Source organism: Nocardia sp. NPDC046763, from assembly GCF_040645495.1.
Taxonomy (GTDB): Bacteria; Actinomycetota; Actinomycetes; order Mycobacteriales; family Mycobacteriaceae; genus Nocardia.
Map to the genome: position 1 here is coordinate 530,651 of NZ_JBEYYI010000001.1, position 18,698 is coordinate 549,348.

General features: G+C 68.5%; 15 protein-coding genes and 1 tRNA gene. 12 read left to right on the forward strand and 4 right to left on the reverse strand.

The annotated features are described in order from the left end of the window. Nucleotides 1-29 precede the first annotated feature (29 nt). From ABZ909_RS02590 to ABZ909_RS02610, 5 genes are all read left to right on the forward strand, one after another. Nucleotides 30-1,772: an ABC transporter family substrate-binding protein gene (locus ABZ909_RS02590; RefSeq protein WP_356995837.1), complete on the forward strand. Its 1,743-nt coding sequence runs from the start codon at nucleotides 30-32 to the stop codon at nucleotides 1,770-1,772. Continuing rightward, on the forward strand, nucleotides 1,769-2,662 hold the full coding sequence (mshB, locus tag ABZ909_RS02595; RefSeq protein WP_356995838.1) for an N-acetyl-1-D-myo-inositol-2-amino-2-deoxy-alpha-D-glucopyranoside deacetylase: 894 nt from the start codon (nucleotides 1,769-1,771) through the stop codon (nucleotides 2,660-2,662). The genes ABZ909_RS02590 and mshB overlap by 4 nt, the downstream gene beginning before the upstream one ends. Nucleotides 2,663-2,674: 12 nt before the next feature. Beyond that, the gene (locus ABZ909_RS02600; protein WP_326306468.1) at nucleotides 2,675-2,833 is read left to right on the forward strand and encodes a hypothetical protein; all 159 of its coding nucleotides are present in this window, start codon (nucleotides 2,675-2,677) and stop codon (nucleotides 2,831-2,833) included. Then, the gene (locus tag ABZ909_RS02605; RefSeq protein ID WP_356995839.1) at nucleotides 2,830-3,327 is read left to right on the forward strand and encodes a hypothetical protein; all 498 of its coding nucleotides are present in this window, start codon (nucleotides 2,830-2,832) and stop codon (nucleotides 3,325-3,327) included. The genes ABZ909_RS02600 and ABZ909_RS02605 overlap by 4 nt, the downstream gene beginning before the upstream one ends. A gap of 107 nt (nucleotides 3,328-3,434) precedes the next feature. Further along, on the forward strand, nucleotides 3,435-4,739 hold the full coding sequence (locus ABZ909_RS02610) for an FAD-binding oxidoreductase (RefSeq protein ID WP_356995840.1): 1,305 nt from the start codon (nucleotides 3,435-3,437) through the stop codon (nucleotides 4,737-4,739). A 49-nt stretch (nucleotides 4,740-4,788) separates the two neighbouring features. On the opposite strand, the gene ABZ909_RS02615 is transcribed toward ABZ909_RS02610, so the two are convergent. From ABZ909_RS02615 to ABZ909_RS02625, 3 genes are all read right to left on the reverse strand, one after another. Continuing rightward, nucleotides 4,789-6,429, reverse strand: a complete 1,641-nt coding sequence (locus ABZ909_RS02615) for a PH domain-containing protein (protein ID WP_356995841.1) — start codon at nucleotides 6,427-6,429, stop codon at nucleotides 4,789-4,791. Continuing rightward, nucleotides 6,426-6,932, reverse strand: coding sequence for a PH domain-containing protein (locus tag ABZ909_RS02620; RefSeq protein ID WP_356995842.1), 507 nt, complete (start codon nucleotides 6,930-6,932; stop codon nucleotides 6,426-6,428). Before ABZ909_RS02620 ends, ABZ909_RS02615 begins: the two co-directional genes overlap by 4 nt. 170 nt (nucleotides 6,933-7,102) lie before the next feature. Beyond that, nucleotides 7,103-8,587 carry a hypothetical protein gene (locus ABZ909_RS02625; protein ID WP_356995843.1) on the reverse strand — a complete coding sequence of 495 codons (1,485 nt, stop codon included), beginning with the start codon at nucleotides 8,585-8,587 and terminating at the stop codon, nucleotides 7,103-7,105. Nucleotides 8,588-8,760: 173 nt separating this feature from the next. Here ABZ909_RS02625 and ABZ909_RS02630 point away from each other — a divergent pair, with 173 nt between their 5' ends. The 7 genes from ABZ909_RS02630 to ABZ909_RS02660 all read left to right on the forward strand — a co-directional run bounded on the left by ABZ909_RS02630 (nucleotide 8,761) and on the right by ABZ909_RS02660 (nucleotide 17,784). Then, on the forward strand, nucleotides 8,761-11,454 hold the full coding sequence (locus ABZ909_RS02630; protein ID WP_356995844.1) for a bifunctional FO biosynthesis protein CofGH: 2,694 nt from the start codon (nucleotides 8,761-8,763) through the stop codon (nucleotides 11,452-11,454). 248 nt (nucleotides 11,455-11,702) lie between these two features. Further along, the gene (fdxA, locus tag ABZ909_RS02635) at nucleotides 11,703-12,026 is read left to right on the forward strand and encodes a ferredoxin (protein WP_356995845.1); all 324 of its coding nucleotides are present in this window, start codon (nucleotides 11,703-11,705) and stop codon (nucleotides 12,024-12,026) included. Between the two features lie 9 nt (nucleotides 12,027-12,035). After that, a complete protein-coding gene (dapC, locus tag ABZ909_RS02640; RefSeq protein WP_356995846.1) occupies nucleotides 12,036-13,142 on the forward strand; it encodes a succinyldiaminopimelate transaminase in 1,107 nt (368 codons plus the stop codon). Nucleotides 13,143-13,211: 69 nt separating this feature from the next. After that, nucleotides 13,212-13,285, forward strand: a tRNA-Asp gene (locus tag ABZ909_RS02645). A 323-nt stretch (nucleotides 13,286-13,608) separates the two neighbouring features. Continuing rightward, nucleotides 13,609-15,096, forward strand: a complete 1,488-nt coding sequence (locus ABZ909_RS02650; protein ID WP_356995847.1) for a GMC oxidoreductase — start codon at nucleotides 13,609-13,611, stop codon at nucleotides 15,094-15,096. Between the two features lie 94 nt (nucleotides 15,097-15,190). Then, nucleotides 15,191-16,828, forward strand: a complete 1,638-nt coding sequence (gene pruA / locus ABZ909_RS02655; RefSeq protein ID WP_356995848.1) for an L-glutamate gamma-semialdehyde dehydrogenase — start codon at nucleotides 15,191-15,193, stop codon at nucleotides 16,826-16,828. Further along, the gene (locus ABZ909_RS02660; RefSeq protein ID WP_356995849.1) at nucleotides 16,825-17,784 is read left to right on the forward strand and encodes a proline dehydrogenase family protein; all 960 of its coding nucleotides are present in this window, start codon (nucleotides 16,825-16,827) and stop codon (nucleotides 17,782-17,784) included. Before pruA ends, ABZ909_RS02660 begins: the two co-directional genes overlap by 4 nt. Before the next feature lie 33 nt (nucleotides 17,785-17,817). Here the strand turns inward: ABZ909_RS02660 and ABZ909_RS02665 are convergent, their stop codons facing one another. Continuing rightward, nucleotides 17,818-18,681: an oxygenase MpaB family protein gene (locus ABZ909_RS02665; RefSeq protein ID WP_356995850.1), complete on the reverse strand. Its 864-nt coding sequence runs from the start codon at nucleotides 18,679-18,681 to the stop codon at nucleotides 17,818-17,820. Nucleotides 18,682-18,698 lie beyond the last annotated feature (17 nt).

The following is an 18,698-nucleotide window of genomic DNA, read 5'->3' on the forward strand; positions in this document are numbered from 1 at the left end:
GAATCCGCCCGGAGCGAAGCGGAGGGCAAATGACACAGCTGCGCGCGGTGTTGGTGTTGGTGGCGACCCTGTTGGCGGTCGCGACCGGATGCACCGCGAATCCGCCACCGCCCATCGAATCCACCGACAGTCCGAAGACGCAGCCGGCCAAGCCGGGGAAGAACTCGGTCGTGGTCGCGGTCGATGACATCGGGATCGGGTTCAATCCGCATCTGCGGTCGCAGCAGTCGCCGGCAACGGCGGCGGTCGCGTCGATGGTGTTGCCGAGCCCGTTCCGGCCCGGTCCGACGCCGGGGGTGCCGGGCGGCACGGACTGGATTCTGGATCCGGCGCTCATGGTGTCGGCGGACGTGACGGCGCAGGAGCCGTTCACCATCACCTACCAGCTCAAGAACGAGGCGTCCTGGTCCGACGGCGCGCCCATCGCGGCCGAGGACTTCAAATACCTCTGGCAGCAGATGATCACGCAGCCGGGCACGGTGGATCCCGCGGGCTATCGGCTGATCTCGGATGTCAGTTCGTCGGCGGGCGGCAAGACGGTGACGGTCACCATGACGCAGCCGTATCCCGCCTGGCGGCAACTGTTCTCGGATCTGCTGCCCCAGCATCTGGTCAAGGACTCGGGTTTCGAGCAGGGGTTGATCGACACCATCCGGATCTCCGGCGGCCAGTTCCGCATCAAGCAGGCCGACCGCGGCCGCGAGGAGATCCTGCTGGAACGCAATGACCGGTACTGGGGTCAGCCCGCGGTGCCGGATCAGATTCTATTGCGGCGCGGCGGAACTCCCGCGCAGGTGGCGGAGTCGCTGCGGGTCGGGGACGCGCAGATGGCGCTGGTGCACGGCGGTGTGGCGTTGCAGGCGCAGCTGGCGGCGATTCCGTCGGTGCGCACCGCCACCATGCCGCAGTCGCGGGAGATGCAGCTGGCGCTCAACGGCCGCAGCGGCGACCTGGCCGATGTGCGGGTGCGGCGTGCGGTGCTGGCGCTGATGGATCCGGTGCTGCTGGCCACGGTCGGCGCACAGACCGGCAGCTGGGTGGAACCGGCTCGGGCACAGGTGCTTTCGCCCTCGGATCCGGGTTATGTCGCGACCGAGCCGCCGCGGCTGAGCCAGGAGGAGGCGTTCGGGCTACTGGCCGAGGCCGGATTCGCGCGGGCCGCGGAGACGCCCGCCACGCAGTCGGCGACCTCGCCCGCCCCGCAGCCGCGGTCGCTGGCCAAGAACGGTAAATCGCTGACGGTGCGGATCGGCGCGGTGGACGGCGACACCACCACGCTGGCGGTGGCCAATACCGCCGCCGACCAATTGCGCAGTGCCGGAATCGATGTCGTCGTGCGCAGTGTCACGGCCTCGGAGTTGTACGGCAAGGAGCTGACCGACGTCGGGGTCGACGCCGTGATCGGCTGGGAACGCACCGGGGAGGATCCGGCCACGGTGCTGGCGTCGCGTTACGGGTGCACGCCGGTGGCGCCGCCCGGTGACACCGCCGACACCACCGTCGCGGACGGGGCCAAGAAGTCCCCGTCGAATGTCTCCGGCGTGTGCGATCCGACCCTGCAGCCCGCCATCGAGGCCGCCCTGCGCGGCATCGATGTGGGCAAGGTGATCGGCGATACCGAGCCCAAGCTGTGGGAGCTGGCGACGGTGCTGCCCATCGTGCAGGACACCCAGGTCGCCGCGGCGGGCCCCCGGGTGGACGGGGCCTCGCTGAGCGGCGCCATTCAGACCGGCATCTTCGGTGATGCCGCCAATTGGCGGAGGCTGCCGTGAATCCTCTCGATGCTTCCCGGCACGGCCTGCTGCTGGTGCACGCGCATCCGGACGACGAGTCCATCACCACCGGCGGCACCATCGCCCACTATCGCAAGCGCGGCCTCCCGGTCACCGTGGTGACCTGCACGCTCGGCGAAGAGGGTGAGGTCATCGGCGACGACTACGCGCATCTGGTGGCCGGGCAGGCCGATCAGCTGGGCGGTTACCGCATTCTCGAATTGACCAGGGCGCTGGCCGAATTGGATGCCGGGGTGCCGAATTTCCTGGGTGGCGCGGGCCGCTGGCGGGATTCCGGCATGGCCGGGACGCCGTCGGCGCGCAACCCCCGCGCCTTCGTGAACTCGGGCACCGCCGCGACCGACGCGCTGGTGCAGATGATCTTGGAGCTGCGCCCGCGCGTGGTGATCGGCTACGACCCGCGCGGCGGCTACGGGCATCCGGATCACATTCGTGCGCACCAGATCACCATGGCGGCCATCGACGCCGCCTCGGACTGGGGCTGGACGGTCCCGAAGGTGTACTGGACGGTCACCGACCGGACCGTGCTGGCCATGCACACCGAGTCGTTGAAGCGCCGCACGGTGGAACAGCTGCCGGGTGCGCTGCCGCGCGGGTGGCGGCTGCCGCATGCGGGTGAGTTGGCCTGTGTCCCCGCCGAATCCGTGACCACCACGATCGATGTCTCGGATGTGCTGGCGGCCAAGCGCGCGGCCCTGCGGGCGCACGCCACCCAGGTTACGGTGGCCCCCTCGGGCCGGGAGTTCTCGCTGTCGAACGATGTCGCCCAGCCGGTGCTGCCGGAGGAGCATTACATTCTGGTGCGTGGCGAGCGCGGCCCGCTGGGCCCCGACGGCCGCGAACATGATCTTTTCGGTGGCCTGGAATGAGAGACTGACGCTATGTACAACTGGGACCTGCAGAACGCGATCGCGGCGTTCGTCGAGAGCCAGCGCCCCTACTTCGAGTGGCAGCACGAGCTGTACCTCTCGGTGCTCTACGGCTTCGTGGACATGCAGAGTCAGCTGCTGACGCTGCTCGGATTCCCGCCGGTGCCGTGACGGCGGCGGTCGGCGCCCGGGCGGGCGATGCGGTGATGGCGGCGGGACCGGTGCGCGGGGTGCTGACCGCATTGATCGGCACGCTGCTGCTGGCCGATGCGGTGATCACGCTCGGGTTCGAGGTGCTGTTCCTGCCGATCTACGCCGGTCGGGCCCACATCCCGGAGCCGACGCCGGTGCTGGCCGCCGGCACCCTGGCCTCGAGCACGACCGACGGCGCGATCGCGGTGCCGCTCACGGCCCTGGCCGCCGCGGTGGTGAACGTGCTGCTGGTGATGGGCATGGGTGTGATCACCAAGCGGATCGGGGTGATGGCCCTGCCGATTCTGGTGTGGGTCCTGGGTTTCCTGATCTGCGCGGGTTTCAGCCCGAGCGGGTATGCCCTGCTCATGGGTGACTGGCCGACCATGCTGCTGCTCATCTGCGGCCTGCTGCCGGCGGGCATGTACCTCTACTACCGCGCGACCGTGCGCCTGGCCCGGTCCGGAGCCTGAACGGATCGTCCTGCGTTTCCGGTTCCTTTTCACCCCGGTGTCACACTTCGGCGCCCTGTCTCGTCCCCGTCGTGAATCGCAATCACGATCAGGAACGAGGGAAGACGATGGGATTCGACGAACTGCGCAATGCTGTCCGGGGCCGCGTCCTGGAGTCCGGTGACGCGGACTTCGAGCAGGTCGCGCGGCCGTGGAGCCTGGCCGTGACGCAGCCGGTGGCGGCGGTCGCCGAGATCGCCGATGCCGCGGATGTGGCGGCCGTGGTCCGCTACGCGTGTGCCGTGGGCCGTCCGGTGGCGACCCAGCCGACCGGGCACGGCGCGGCGGGCGGCATCGATACCGCGATCCTGTTGCGGACCGGTGCGCTGAACCGGCTCGAGATCGATCCGGTCGCGCGGGTGGCCCGGGTCGGTGCGGGTGTGCGGTGGGGACAGGTGCAGGCGTCCGCGGCCGCGCACGGCCTGACCGGGCTCGCGGGCAGCAATCCGGTGGTCGGCGTGACCGGCTACACGCTGGGCGGCGGCAAGAGCTGGTTCGGCCGCAAATACGGCTGGGCGTCGAACGCGGTGCGCGCCTTCGAGATCGTGGACGCCGAGGGCCGCCCGGCCCGGGTGACCGCGGACAGTGATCCGGACCTGTTCTGGGCATTGTCCGGTGGCGGTGGCGATTTCGCCGTGGTGACGGGCCTCGAGTTCGAGCTCTTCCCCGCGCCGGGACTGTACGGCGGCCGCATCACCTGGACCGCCGATCGGCTGCCCGAGGTGTGGGAAGCCTTCCGCGAGTTGACTTCTCGAGCCCCCGATGAGTTGTCCGTGTGGTTCAACCGCTTCCAGTTTCCGCAGGCGCCGGAGATGGTGGGCGTGGACCTCGCCTATCTGGGCGATCCGGAGCAGGGCCGGACCCTGGTGTCCGCGCTGGACCGGATCGGCGGCGCGCTCACCGACACGCGGGCCGCCCTGTCGGTGGCCGACCTCGGCGACATCACCAAGGAGCCGGTCGATCCCAGCCCGGCCATCACCCGCGGCGAGCTCCTCGACGACCTTTCCCCGGCGGCGGAGAAGATCATTCTCGGCGAATCCCTCGCACCGCTGGTCAGCATTCAGGTCCGCCATCTGGGCGGCGCGCTGGCCCGCCCGGCCGCGGGTGCGCGCGGTGCGCTGTCCGACCGCTACCTCGTCTCCACCCTCGGCCTCGGTCTGCCCCACCTGCGAGAAGCGGTGCACGCCAGGACAAGTGCACTGGTGGCGGAGTTCGGTGCGCTGGTGACGGGCAAGAAGCCCTTCACCTTCCTGGCCCCCGGTGAGTCGGCCGCCGCGGCTTTCGACGCGGTGACCGTGGACCGTCTGCGCACGATCAAGCGTGAGCGCGACCCGCAGAACGTGATTCGCTCGAACTTCCCGGTGCTCGGCTGACGCTGCCGAATTCCGGCCCGGCGGTGGAGCATTCGATCAGCCGTTTCGATCACCGCCCGGCGGGGCTGCCCAGCTGTCCGGGGGAGACCGCGTCGATCAGGGACCACGCCTGGTCGACCGGCAGGTCGATGACGTGGTAGCGCTTCTTGCCCGCGGCGGAGGCGGCCACGACCGTGGCCACGCCCGCGCGACGCTGGAAGAGGGTCTGGCGGACCGTCCAGCCGATGACGCCGGGGGCCTCCAGGCAGTCGCGGTCGCGGTCCAGGCAGCCGCTGCGGGTGATGAGCCAGGCCGGTTTGCCGTCGGTGGCGGGGAGCACGGCGTGGCCGAGGCCGCGGTAGCGGTCCCAGGCGAGGGCGGCGCCGATGGGGGTGGCGATGGCGAGCGCGATCCACATCCAGAGCGGGATGTGGCCGCCCGCAAGGGAAATGACGAGCAGTACCGCCGCGATGGCCGCGAGCGGACCCAGGGTGCGGGTGTAGCGGCGGCGGTGGGCGGCCGGACCGTGGGGGACCAGCGGCACGGTCACCAGTGGGGGTACCGGCAGGGTGGCCCCGGCCGGAACGGCGGAGGTGCCCAGCAGATGGGCGAGGGTGCGGTGCACGGCGGCGCGGGGAGCCTGCGGCAGGATCTTCTGCCGCGGGCTGGTGCCGGTCATGATGGCTTCGAGTTCGGCGGCTCCGGCCAGGCGCAGCAGCAGGGGCTCGTTGACGGTCGCGCCGCGCAGGCGCGCCAGGTCGAGGGTCGTCTGGCGGGTGGTGAACAGCCCGTGTCGCACGGTCAGGGTCTTGCCGTCGTCCAGCACGTTCAGGCCGAACCAGGTCATGAGGTAGCGCGCGCAGGCGGCGAGGCTGACCACCACGACGAGGATCACGACGAGCAGCGCGATCACCCCCGCGATGACGGTCACGCTGCGATGCCCGACATCCTGGACCGTGCCGGATCTCAGGAAGAGCTGGGCGAACCCGTACTGGAAGGCCAGACCGACGACCGGCGTGATAATTGCGAAGCCGGTCAACGAGAGTGGCGCGTACCGCACCCAATCCGGTTGCCAGTGCCCGATTTCCACGACCGGGTGGCCGGGTGCCGCGTCCGGTGTCTCGCCTTCGGTCGTAACCGACCGGGCATCAACGGATTCCGTGCCCGCCCGGGTGTGCGCCAGCAGTGCGAGCCGCAGTTCCGGCACCAGCTTCGCATCCAGTGAGTCCAGTTTGAACTGTTCCCGCTTCTCCGCGTGCTGCCCGGTGCCGATGGACAGCACCGCCAGTCCGAGTGCCCGATGCAGCAGGTCGGCCTGCACGTCGACCGATCGGACCCGGTTGCGCGGCACCGAAAGTCGTTTGCGCCGGATCAGTCCGGTGCGCAGCTCCACATTGTCGGGGGTGATGCGATAGGTGGTGGTGAACCAGCGGGTGAGCGCGAAGCCGACGATGATCGCCACCACGGCCACGCTCCACCCGGGATTGTCCCTGCTCGCGCCCGCCACCAGCGTGGCGATCAGCACCGGGATGAAGCGGATGAGCTCGGTGACCGGATGGACCAGCAGCATGCGCTTGTCGAGCCGCTGCCAGTTCTCGGTGTCCGGACCGAGGGGCGTCCCCGTCCCCGGTGCCGCGGTGATCGGTGAAAGCACTTCCGTCGGAGAGGAATCCGGGAACACGTCCGGATCCGGGGGTGGCGGCTGGGTCATGTGGCGTCCCCCCGGTGTTGTGCGGCGATGGCGGTGAGCTGGGCGACGGTGTCGCGCGCGTCGGCCAGGGCGAGCGCGCTGATGTGCACGGCCCCGGCCGAGGAGGCGGTGGTGACGGTGACGGTGGCCAGTCCGAGCAGCCGTTCCAGCGGTCCGCGGTAGGTGTCCACGGTCTGCACGCGGGTGATGGGCGCGACCCGGCTCTCCTGGGTGAACCAGCCGGTCCGGGTGTAGACAGCCTCGTCGGTGATCTCCCACCGGTGCACGGCGTACCGCCACAGCGGGACGGCCACGATGCTGAATATCGCTGCCAGCAGCACGATTCCGAACACCAGTGCCTGCGGGCCGCGGCGGTGCGTGTCGAACAGCGCCCAGACCCCCACTCCGAGGATCGGCACCACCCACGACAGCGCGGCGCTCAGCGCCCACAGCAGTTTGGCGCGTGGGCTGGGACGCCGCGACGGATCGGCCAGGATGCCGCCGGGAGCGATGGGCTGGGACATGCTGGCACAGTACCGCCTCCCGGTATCTTCAGCGGGCGGCTGAGAGCCGTTCACGGCTGGCAACCGTGCCGGCGGTCGAGTGCCGAAACAATGCTGGTCGTACCCGGCGAGTTACCCTCGCCGAACGAGATCGGTTGTCACGACGGCACATTGCATGTGCCGTTTGTCGGCTAGCGCATCGTTATCCGGAACAGTCCGGTGGTGGTGCCCTGGTACTGGATTCGCCCGGGCGCGATGGTACCGACCATCTGGAGGGTGTCGTCCACCGTGGTCGCGCCGACGAACTGCTCGGTGTCGACCTTGCCGGTATCGGCGTCGATCACCGCGAAGCTGTAGTTGTCGGTCACCCCCGCGCTGCCGCTGCCGAGGCCACTGCTGCCGCTGCTGCTGCCACTGCCGAGTGCGCCGCTGCCGCTGCCGAGCAGGGAGTGTCGGGTGAAGGTGTAGATCTTGCCGTCCGCCACCGACAGTCGCGGCACCGCCGAGGAGGGCACGGTGTTGGTCCAGACCACGGTGCAGCCGGAGCCGGTGACGTCGATGCGGGTCATGCCGCCCGAAATCGGTGCGCTCGCGGGCTGACTGGTCCCCGCGTTGGGCGGCAGCGCCGGGTAGGGGTAGCCGTAGGTGCTGGCCACGAACACGCTGTTGCCCGATCCGATGGGCGAGTTCTCGGTGCCGTCGATGGCGGGCACCGAGCAGATCTGGTTCCCCGTTTTCGTGTCGTAGACCAGCAGGTTCTCCTTGGGCACCGCATTGTCGGTGATGGTCAGATATTCGGTGCCGTCGCCGGGCCCGAAGAAGGTCGGGGTCGCGCCGGTGCCCCAGCTCAGCTGGCCGGGCTTGCGGGCGGGCCCGCGGTCGTAGGCCTGCCGCCACGCGATCCGAGGGTTGCCGCTGCCGTCGACTGTCAACAGGTACAGCGCGTGGTCGGTGGCCACGGCCATGCCCTCGGGCGCGGTCGCGATGCTGTTGGCCACGATCTCGCCGGGCGCCAGCACGATCGAGTGCGCGGTGCCGTCGAGGTTGACGAAGCCGGCCGCGGCATTGTCGGTGGCGAACCACACCCGGCCCTGGTAGTCGGGGGACACGGAACTGACCGAGTCGCAGGTGCCACCGCCGCAGTGCCCGGAAATCGCCTGTGTCACATCAGTTTTCGAGGCAATCGACAGTGACCACGAGCCGTCGGAGCCGCGCTGGTGCCCGATCTGCAGCAGGCTGCCCGAGCCGTCCACGGTGACCATCCGGTCGTGGTCGTCCAGGTAGGCGTAGACCCCGCCGAGCAGGCTGCCCTTGGTGAGGTCGAGGTGCGCGAGGGTGTTGCCGTTGTTCGGGTCCAGCAGCAGCACTTCCGGCGCGCGATCGGTGATCTTCGTGCACAGCGCCTGCGGGAAGCCGTCCGCGCCCTGCAGAATCGTCGGGCAGGCTGCGCCTTCCTCGTGGAAGTCGGCGTTGACGCCGCCGGTGCCGACGCCGGGCAGTGGCGTGGTGTCGGAGGCCTCGGCGTCGCCGTGCATGGTCGCGGTGCCCACCGGTCCCAGGTACGGATTGGCGGGCGGCACCGGTCCGAATGCGGAGGCGGTGCTGGTGGCGATGGTCAGCAGGGCGGTGGCGCCCAGGCCGGCGACGACTGCGGCGCGGCGGATTTTCGCGAGCACGAAGGTCTCTCCCTCTTCTTCTGCGAAGTGGACGCCCGCGAGGCTATTTCATCGGAACTGAAATTTGAATAGATGAACTCGATGATACGAATAATCGCCTCGGAATATCGGACGTGGGCGGCAGGTTGGCTCGTTCCATGGCACCCGAGTCGGAACAGCCGGATGGATGGCGCATGATCGAGACCGTGACGGATCTACCGAACCCGAGCCTGCCGCCGAGGCCCACCAGCAGTTCGGCTACGCCCACGGGTTCCGCCATACGCAATGGTTCCGCTGTGTCCACCGATACTGCTGTGTCCACCGATACTGCCGTGCCCACCGATTCCGCGATGCGCCGCGCGCTGCGCCGGGCCCGGGACGGTGCGACCCTCAACCTCGACGAGGCCGTGGTGCTGCTGCACGCGCGCGGCGCCGATCTGGAAGATCTGTGCGCGTCGGCCGCGCGGGTGCGCGATGCCGGTCTGCGGGAGTCCGGCTACGCGGGTGAGGTGCTGCCGATCACCTACTCCCGCAAGGTGTTCATCCCCATCACGCATCTATGTCGCGACCGCTGCCACTACTGCACCTTCGTCACCGTGCCCGGCAAGCTGCGCGCGCAGGGCAAGGGCATGTACATGGAGCCGGACGAGATTCTCGAGGTCGCCCGGCAGGGTGCCGAACTCGGTTGCAAGGAAGCGCTTTTCACCCTGGGTGACCGCCCGGAGGAGCGCTGGCCCGAGGCGCGGCAGTGGCTCGACGAGCGCGGCTACGACTCCACCCTGGATTACGTGCGCGCCATGGCGATTCGCGTGCTGGAGGAGACCGGCCTGCTGCCGCATCTGAATCCGGGCGTGATGAGCTGGGAGGAGCTGTCCCGGCTCAAGCCGGTGTCGCCGTCCATGGGCATGATGCTGGAGACCACCTCGACGCGGCTGTTCACCGAACCCGGTCAGGCACACTACGGTTCGCCCGACAAGGACCCGGCGGTGCGGCTGCGCGCGCTCACCGACGCCGGACGCCTGTCGGTGCCGTTCACCACCGGCATCCTGGTGGGCATCGGCGAGACCGTGGTCGAGCGCGCCGAGTCCATTCTCGCGATTCGCAAGGTGCACAAGGCTTTCGGGCATGTGCAGGAAGTCATCGTGCAGAACTTCCTGGCCAAGCGGAACACCGCCATGCGCCACAGTCCGGATGCCGGGCTGGAGGAGTTCCGTGCCGCCATCGCCGTGACCCGGCTGCTGATGGGGCCGAAGATGCGCATCCAGGCGCCGCCGAATCTGGTGTCGCTGGAGGAATGCCGGGCGCTGCTGGCGGCGGGCATCGACGACTGGGGCGGGGTTTCGCCGCTCACCCCCGATCATGTGAATCCGGAACGGCCGTGGCCGAATCTGGAGACCCTCGCGCAGATCACCGCCGACTGCGGCTACGTCCTCACCGAGCGCATCACCGCGCACCCGAAGTACGTGCTGGCGGGCCATCCGTGGATCGATCCGCGGATTTCCGAACATGTTGCGGCACTGATGGATCCGAAGACCGGCCTGGCCGCCGACGTGAAGCCGTCCGGCCTGCTCTGGCAGGAGCCCGACCAGGATTGGGAATCGGTCGGCCGCATCGACCTGCACACCGCCATCGACGCCGAGGGCCGCCTGACCGAATCCCGCAGTGACGCAGGTATTGCCAATGATTCGCTGGGGGCGTTCGGTGACTGGGAGAGCATCCGTGAGCAGGTGCTCGAGCTGGCCGGTTCCGCCCCGGAGCGTGTCGACGCCGACGTGATGGCCGCCCTGCGCGCCGCGGAGAAGGACCCCGCGGGCCTGTCCGACGACCAGTACCTGGCCCTGGCCACCGCCGACGGCCCGGCCCTGGAGGCCGTGACCGCGCTGGCCGACCAGCTGCGCCGCGACGCCGTGGGCGACGAGGTCACCTACATCGTCAACCGGAACATCAACTTCACCAATATCTGCTACACCGGCTGCCGCTTCTGCGCGTTCGCGCAGCGCAAGGGCGATGCCGACGCCTTCAGCCTGAGCCCGGCCGAGGTCGCCGACCGCGCCTGGGAGGCCTGGGTCGAGGGCGCGACCGAGATCTGCATGCAGGGCGGCATCGATCCCGAGCTGCCGGTCACGGGCTACGCGGACCTGGTGCGCGCCATCAAGGCTCGGGTCCCCGGGATGCACGTGCACGCGTTCAGCCCGATGGAGATCGTCAATGGCGCGTCCCGCGGTGGGCAGTCGGTGCACGACTGGCTGTCGGCGCTGAAAGAGGCCGGGCTGGACAGCATTCCGGGCACCGCCGCCGAGATCCTGGACGACGAGGTGCGCTGGGTGCTGACCAAAGGCAAGCTGCCGGCCTCGGCGTGGGTGGATGTCGTCACCACCGCGCACCGGCTGGGCCTGCGCTCCAGCTCGACCATGATGTACGGCCACGTGGACAATCCGAAGCACTGGGTGGGCCACCTGCGCGTTCTGCGCGGAATCCAGGACGAGACCGGTGGTTTCACCGAATTCGTGCTGCTGCCGTTCGTGCACCAGAGCGCCCCGCTCTACCTCGCGGGTGCCTCCCGGCCCGGCCCGACCGTGCGCGAGAATCGCGCCGCGCATGCCCTGGCGCGGATCATGCTGCACGGCCGGATCGAGAATATTCAGACCAGCTGGGTCAAACTTGGTATCACCGGAACCCGGCTCATGTTGAACGGTGGCGCCAACGACCTCGGCGGCACGCTGATGGAGGAGACCATCTCCCGCATGGCCGGTTCCGAACATGGATCAGCCAAGACGGTCGGGGAACTGACGGAGATCGCGTCGGGTATCGGCCGCCCGGTCCGGCAGCGCACCACCACCTACGGTGTGCCACGGACCCGCCTCTCCGTGACTTTGGCGGACGGCTGAGAGCCGCTCACCGTTGGCAACCCGTGCCAACGGCCGAGAGCCGAACCGATTTTGGGGGTACCTGACGAGGTACCCCGGCGCAGCGAGATCAGTTGTTGCGTTTCCGATCGCTGCACCGCGGGTACGAACCCACCCGGAGTGCGGCGGTCGGAAGTTAGGGCAGGCTGTGCAGTAGTAATGTTGGCTGGCCAGGATAGGGTTTTTCCGGCGGAGTATCCCGCATGTGAGGACAGACTAGGAGAGCGGCAGTGCCGTACATCATCGCTGAACCGTGCGTTGACGTGAAGGACAAGGCGTGCATCGAGGAGTGCCCCGTGGACTGCATCTACGAGGGCGGCCGCATGCTGTACATCCAACCGGACGAGTGCGTGGACTGTGGTGCATGTGAACCGGTCTGCCCGGTGGAAGCCATCTTCTACGAAGACGACACCCCGGATCAGTGGGCCGGTTACGTCAACGCCAATGTCGACTTCTTCGACGACCTGGGTTCGCCGGGTGGCGCCACCAAGGTCGGCAAGGTCGACTACGACCCGCCGTTCATCGCCGCGCTGCCGCCGATGGCCGGCGAATAGGACGAGCATTTGACCGCGCGTGGCCGGGTCAGCGCTCTGCTACCCGATTTCCCCTGGGACACCATCGCTTCCGTGAAGGCGAAGGCGGCGTCGCATCCGGACGGCATCGTCGACCTCTCGGTCGGCACGCCGGTCGATCCGGTGGATCCGCTGATCCGCACGGCACTCTCGTCGGTGGCGGAGGTGCCGGGCTACCCGACCACGCACGGCACGCCCGAATTGCGCGAAGCCGTTGTCGCGGCGCTGAAGCGGCGATTCGGGATCACGGGTGTGGACCCGGCGGCGGTGCTGCCGGCCATCGGCACCAAGGAGCTCATCGCCGGGCTGCCGCGGCTGCTCGGCCTGGGATCGCAGGATCTGGTCGTCATCCCCGAGGTCGCCTACCCGACCTACGAGGTGGGCGCGCTGCTCGCCGGGACCCGCTATGTGCGCGCCGACGGCACCACGCAGCTCGGCCCGGAGCGGCCCGCGCTGATCTTCCTCAACTCGCCGTCGAATCCGACCGGCAAGGTGCTGGGCGTCGACCATCTGCGCAAGGTGGTGCAGTTCGCCCGCGAGCGCGGGGCCATCGTCGCCTCCGACGAGTGCTACCTGGGGCTGGCCTGGGAGGGCCGCGCCGTGTCGATCCTCGACCCCGAGGTCAGCGACGGCGACCACACCGGCCTGCTCGCCATCCACTCGCTGTCCAAGACCTCGAATCTGGCCAGTTACCGGGCCGGTTTCGTGACCGGTGACCCGGCGCTCGTGGCGGAGTTGCTGGAGGTGCGCAAGCACTCCGGCATGATGCTGCCCTTCCCGATCCAGGCGGCCATGACCGCGGCCCTCGGCGATGACGCGCACGAGGTTCAGCAAAAGGACCGCTACCGGGCGCGGCGGGTCGTGCTGCGAGATGCCCTGCAGCGCGCGGGATTCCGGATCGACGACTCCGAGGCGGGTCTGTATCTCTGGTCGACGCGCGGTGAGGAATGCCGCACGACCCTGGATTGGCTGGCCGAGCGCGGCATCCTGGCGGCCCCCGGCGAGTTCTACGGCCCGCGTGGCAATCAGCATGTGCGCATTGCCCTTACCGCGACGGACGAACGAATCACCGCGGCCGCTGATCGTCTGACCAGCTGATTTCCCGTTACCGCCGGGCCCGTGATAGCGTCTACGACGTTGCAAGGCCCGGCGGCCGAGCGATTGCAAGGCCCTGTGGCGCAGTTGGTTAGCGCGCCGCCCTGTCACGGCGGAGGTCGCGGGTTCGAGTCCCGTCAGGGTCGCATATTTTTTCTTCGAATCTCGAAGTTCTCTCCAGGCGCTCTCGCCACCCGTCGCAGCGTTGTCTGCTGACCACGCATTTTCTCAAAAAGTGATACGCGTTCACTTCACAGCCTCTATAACAGGTTCTCATCGCAACTCGATGAGGAGTCTTTCAGTGCGTGGTCTGTCTTATGAAACCCCCGGCAAGAGTGTCTATGGCAGCAATGTCAGCCGACGCGGGTTCCTAGCTGCAACAGGTGTCATTCTAGGGGCGGCTGCGCTACTACCGAAGGCGCCTCTGGCTCGAGCTCTACCCACGGGATCGATCAATGACGGTGACACGATGCCGATTCTGGTCATCGGCACCGGCTACGGCGGCGCGGTCGCCGCGCTGCGGCTCGCGCAGGCCGGGCAGAACGTGATCATGGTCGAGAAGGGCATGTCCTGGACCCAGCCCGGGTCCGACGGCAAGGTCTTCTGCAACATGCTGAATCCGGACGGCCGGTCCTTCTGGCTGCGTACCGAGACCGACCAGCCGATCAACCACTTCATGGGCGCGCCCTACAACAAGTCCATCTCCAGCTACACCGGCGTGCTGGATTCCGAGCAGTTCAGCGGCATCCGGATCTACCAGGGCCGCGGCGTGGGCGGCGGCTCGCTGGTCAACGGTGGTATGGCGGTGACGCCCAAGCAGGAGAACTTCGCCAGCATCCTGCCGTCGGTGGACGCCGGCTCGATGTACAGCACCTACTACCCGCGCGCCAATGCCGGGCTGAAAGTGAACAACATCGACCAGACCTGGTTCCAGGGCGCGGACTGCTATCAGTTCGCGCGGGTCGGCATCAAGCAGGCGCAGCGGTCCGGGTTCGCGTATACCTTCGTGCCCAACGTCTACGACTTCAACTACATGAAGCAGGAGCAGGCCAGCACCGCCCCGCGCTCGGCGCTCAACGCCGAGGTCATCTACGGCAACAACTACGGCAAGAACTCGCTGGACAAGACCTATCTGGCGGCGGCGTCGGGCACCGGCAAGGTGACCATCGTGCCGCAGCACGTGGTCACCACGGTGGCGCCGGCCAATGGCGGCGGCTACTCGGTGTCGATGAACCAGATCGACACCAGCGGCAATACCGTGAAGGCGAAAACCGTTACGGCGCAGAAGGTCTTCTTCGCGGCGGGCAGTGTCGGCACCAGCAAGCTGCTGGTTACGCAGAAGGCCACCGGCAAGCTGAGTAATCTGCCGGACTCGATCGGCGCCGGCTGGGGCAACAACGGCAATGTCATGGTGGCCCGGCAGAACCAGGCCTGGGACGCCACCGGCAGCCTCCAGTCCTGCATCCCCTGCGTCGGCATCGACAACTGGGCCGACAGCGGCGGCCCGGCCTTCGCGGAGGTGTCGCCGTTCCCGGCCGGCATCGAGACCTTCGCCAGCCTGTACCTGGCCATCACCAAGAACCCGAACCGCGGCACCTTCTCCTACAACTCGGGAACCGGTGGCGTGGACCTGAACTGGCAGACCGCCTGGAACCAGCCCAGTATCGATTGCGCCAAGCGCATTTTCGACAAGATCAACAGTACGGAAGCCACCATCTACCGGACCGACCTGTTCGGCGAATACAAGACCTGGGGCGACGATTTCGCCTACCACCCGCTCGGCGGCTGCGTGCTGAACGTGTCCACCGACAACTACGGGCGGCTCACCCAGTATCCGGGCCTGTACGTCATCGACGGCTCCCTGATTCCGGGCCTCACCACCGTCAACCCCTTCGTCACGATCACCGCGCTGGCGGAACGCAATATCGAGACGATCATTTCGCAGGACTTCCACTGAGGAAGCGGCCCCGCTGACGGAGAAATTCCGTCGGCGGGGCCGGCCGGGGCGTGTTCGTTCCGGTCGGGCAGCGGCGATCGCGTTAGCCTTGGATATGGACGCTGTCACGGTTGTCCCTGCTCCCGGCAATGAACCGGTGCACACCTACGCCCCCGGCAGCCGCGAACGCGAGCTGCTGGCCGGCCGGCTCGCCGCTCTCGCCGCCGACCCCGTGAATGTGCCGCTCGTCATCGGCGGCAAGCATCAGCCCGGCGGCGGCGAGCGGCACACCATCGTGATGCCGCACCGGCGCCGCCACGCACTCGGGACCTACACCCACACCACCCACGATGAAGCACGCACGGCCATCGCGGCGGCGACGGCCGCCGCGCCCGGCTGGCAGGCCGTGCCCTTCGAGGAACGGGCCGCCATTCTGCTGCGGGCCGCCGACCTGCTGGCCGGGCCCTGGCGCGAGACCATGGCCGCCGCCACCATGCTCGGCCAGTCGAAAACGGTGCAGCAGGCCGAAATCGACGCACCCTGCGAGCTGGTGGACTTCTGGCGCTTCAATGTCGCCTTCGCCCGGCAGATTCTCGCGGCCCAGCCGGAATCGGCGGCGGGCGTGTGGAATCGGATGGACTACCGGCCCCTGGAGGGCTTCGTCTACGCCATCACGCCGTTCAACTTCACCGCCATCGCCGGGAACCTGCCCACCGCGCCCGCGCTCATGGGCAATACCGTCATCTGGAAACCCTCACCGACACAGACACTTTCGGCCTACTACACCATGAAGCTGCTGGAGGAGGCCGGGCTGCCGCCCGGCGTCATCAATATGGTGACCGGTGACGGGGTACAGCTCTCGGAGGTGGCGCTGGCCGACCCGCGGCTGGCGGGCATCCACTTCACCGGTTCCACCCGCACCTTCCAGTACCTCTGGCAGAGCGTCGGCTCGAATATCGGCCGCTACCACGGGTATCCGCGGCTGGTGGGGGAGACCGGCGGGAAGGACTTCATCCTCGCCCACCCGTCCGCCGACCCGGATGCCCTGCGCACGGCCATGATTCGCGGCGCCTACGAATATCAGGGGCAGAAGTGCTCGGCCGCCTCGCGCGCCTATGTCGCCAGGTCGGTGTGGCAGCGGATGGGGCAGGATTTCCTGTCCGAGGTGGAGTCGCTGACCTACGGCGATGTCGCCGATCTGTCGAATTTCGGTGGGGCCGTGATAGACAACCGCGCCTACGACAAGTGCGTGGCCGCCATCGAGAAGGCGAAGGACCGGGGGCTCATGGTCCCAGCGGGCGGTGGCTACGACGACGGCGAGGGCTGGTTCGTCCGGCCGACCGTGCTGCTCGGCGATGACCCGGGCGACGATGCCTTCGCCACCGAGTACTTCGGGCCGATTCTGTCGGTGTACGTCTACGACGACAGCGCCCCCGACTCGTTCGCCGAGATTCTCGAAGTGGTGGACGGGACCTCGCCCTACGCCCTCACCGGCGCGATCTTCGCCCGCGACCGCAAGGCCGTCGAATCCGCCTCGGACGCACTGCGATTCGCCGCGGGAAACTTCTACATCAACGACAAGCCCACCGGCGCGGTGGTGGGGCAGCAGCCCTTCGGTGGCGCCCGTGCCTCCGGCACCGACGACAAGGCGGGCTCCTACCTCAACCTGCTGCGCTGGGTCGCGCCCCGCACGCTCAAGGAGACCTTCGTTCCACCGACCGACTACCGCTACCCCCACATGGAGACGCGATGAACCCACTGCGGCCCGCGATTCTGGCCGCGGCCGGATCGTCGCGGATGAAGGACGCCATCACCCGGGTGCCGGTCACCGCCGCGGTGGTCCGGCGGTTCGTGGCCGGGGAAACCCGGGCCGAGCTGGTGCCGGTGGCGCGTGAGCTGCTGGCGAGCGGCCGCGCGGTGAGCGTCGACTTCCTCGGCGAGTACACCACCGAGCATGCGCAGGCCGATGCCGCGGTGGCGGAATATCTTTCGCTCATCGACGACCTGGCCGAAGCCGACCAGACAGGGCCCGGCGCACACACCGACATCCCCCGGGTCGAGGTCTCGGTCAAACTGTCGGCGCTCGGCCAATCGCTGGGTCAGGACGGTCCGGCCATCGCCGCGGAGAACCTGCACAAGCTGTGCGCCAAGGCTGTCGAGCGCCACGTCTGGGTGACCGTCGACGCCGAGGATCACACCACCACCGCCCGCACCCTGGAGGCGGTCCGCCAGGCCCGCGCCGAATTCCCCTGGCTCGCCGTCGCTTTGCAGACCTACCTGCGTCAGGCCGAGGACCGCGCCCGCGACCTGGCCGCCGACGGCACCCGGGTCCGCCTCTGCAAGGGCGCGTACCAGGAACCGGTGACCGTCGCCTACCAGCGCCGCGCCGAGATCGACGCCTCGTACCTGCGCTGCCTCGACGTCCTCTTTCGCGGCGCGTGGTACCCCATGATCGCCTCCCACGACCCGGCCATGATCGACGCCGCCCTCACTTTCGCCACCGAAAACCACCGCAACCCCGGCGATTTCGAGTTCCAGATGCTCTACGGCATTCGAGACGCCGAACAGCGCCGCCTCGCCGCGGACGGCCACTCCTTGCGCGTCTACATCCCCTACGGCACCCAGTGGTACGGCTACCTCATGCGCCGCCTCGCCGAACGCCCCGCAAACCTCGCCTTCTTTTTCCGAGCCCTGACCGACCGCGCCTGAGAATCGCGGTCGCGGGTTGTCCCGAGAGTTGGTTCAGACCAGCGGGCGGCCGAGGCGGCGGCGGAGGCGCATGTCGGCGAGGTAGAAGTTGTAGGGGAACAGGCGGATCGGGGTGGGCATGCGGGTCCAGATCGCGGAGATCGAGCGGAGGAAGCCAGCGAAGATGCGTTCGTCGCGGGCGGCCCAGGTCATGGCCATCTCCTCGCGCAGGTGCGGGGGGAGCAGGGCGGTGACGATGAAGCGGTGCAGGCCGCCCAGGGTGATCTGCAGGGGCCAGGGGAGCATCTTCAGATCGGTGAGGTCGTTGAAGTACTTGCGGGTGGGGCCGTCGATCGACTTGGTCGCGAGGTTCTCCTCCCAGTACACGTAGAACTCGTCGCGGCTGGCGGGCCACATCTCGGGACGCATCTGCAGGGTGGTGCCCAGCCGCGCGCAGTACTGGTAGAAGGCTTCCGCCAGTTCGGGATTCATGGGGCCGCGCATGCGGTGGTAGAGGTCGTCGACGCCCCAGTAGAGGCAGGCCGCCACCCACAGCTGGAGCTTTGGGTCGAAGGCGTTGTACTTGACCGCGCTACCGGGCTTGGAATGGACGCTGCGGTGCGAGCGGTTCACGGCCTCGCGGTAGTCGCGGCGGTCGTCCTCGTTCCCGAGCAGCGCGACCGACAGGTAGGTGAGGGTGGTGCGCAGCCGCTTGATCGGGTGCAGCGTCACCTTGCCACTGTCGACGTCGCTCTCCATGACGCCGTACGCGACCGGTTTCAGCGACAGCTGCATGACGACATTGGCCGCGCCGCCGAGGAAGGCCGTGACGCCGTCGATGTGCTCTCGCACGGATTCGGGGGTCATCGGCTCGTGGGCCGGCGGGAACTCGTCGAACTTGCGCAGGGGGGCGGTCATCGTTGACTCGGCTCCTC

Excerpts from the sequence above, each read along its gene's own strand:
- ABZ909_RS02590 (WP_356995837.1), top strand. The coding sequence starts at position 30 with ATGACACAGCTGCGCGCGGTGTTGGTGTTGGTGGCGACCCTGTTGGCG.
- ABZ909_RS02660 (WP_356995849.1), top strand. The coding sequence starts at position 16,825 with ATGAACCCACTGCGGCCCGCGATTCTGGCCGCGGCCGGATCGTCGCGG.
- ABZ909_RS02600 (WP_326306468.1), top strand. The coding sequence starts at position 2,675 with ATGTACAACTGGGACCTGCAGAACGCGATCGCGGCGTTCGTCGAGAGC.
- ABZ909_RS02610 (WP_356995840.1), top strand. The coding sequence starts at position 3,435 with ATGGGATTCGACGAACTGCGCAATGCTGTCCGGGGCCGCGTCCTGGAG.
- ABZ909_RS02615 (WP_356995841.1), bottom strand. The coding sequence starts at position 6,429 with ATGACCCAGCCGCCACCCCCGGATCCGGACGTGTTCCCGGATTCCTCT.
- ABZ909_RS02650 (WP_356995847.1), top strand. The coding sequence starts at position 13,609 with ATGCCGATTCTGGTCATCGGCACCGGCTACGGCGGCGCGGTCGCCGCG.
- ABZ909_RS02665 (WP_356995850.1), bottom strand. The coding sequence starts at position 18,681 with ATGACCGCCCCCCTGCGCAAGTTCGACGAGTTCCCGCCGGCCCACGAG.
- ABZ909_RS02620 (WP_356995842.1), bottom strand. The coding sequence starts at position 6,932 with ATGTCCCAGCCCATCGCTCCCGGCGGCATCCTGGCCGATCCGTCGCGG.
- ABZ909_RS02630 (WP_356995844.1), top strand. The coding sequence starts at position 8,761 with ATGATCGAGACCGTGACGGATCTACCGAACCCGAGCCTGCCGCCGAGG.
- pruA (WP_356995848.1), top strand. The coding sequence starts at position 15,191 with ATGGACGCTGTCACGGTTGTCCCTGCTCCCGGCAATGAACCGGTGCAC.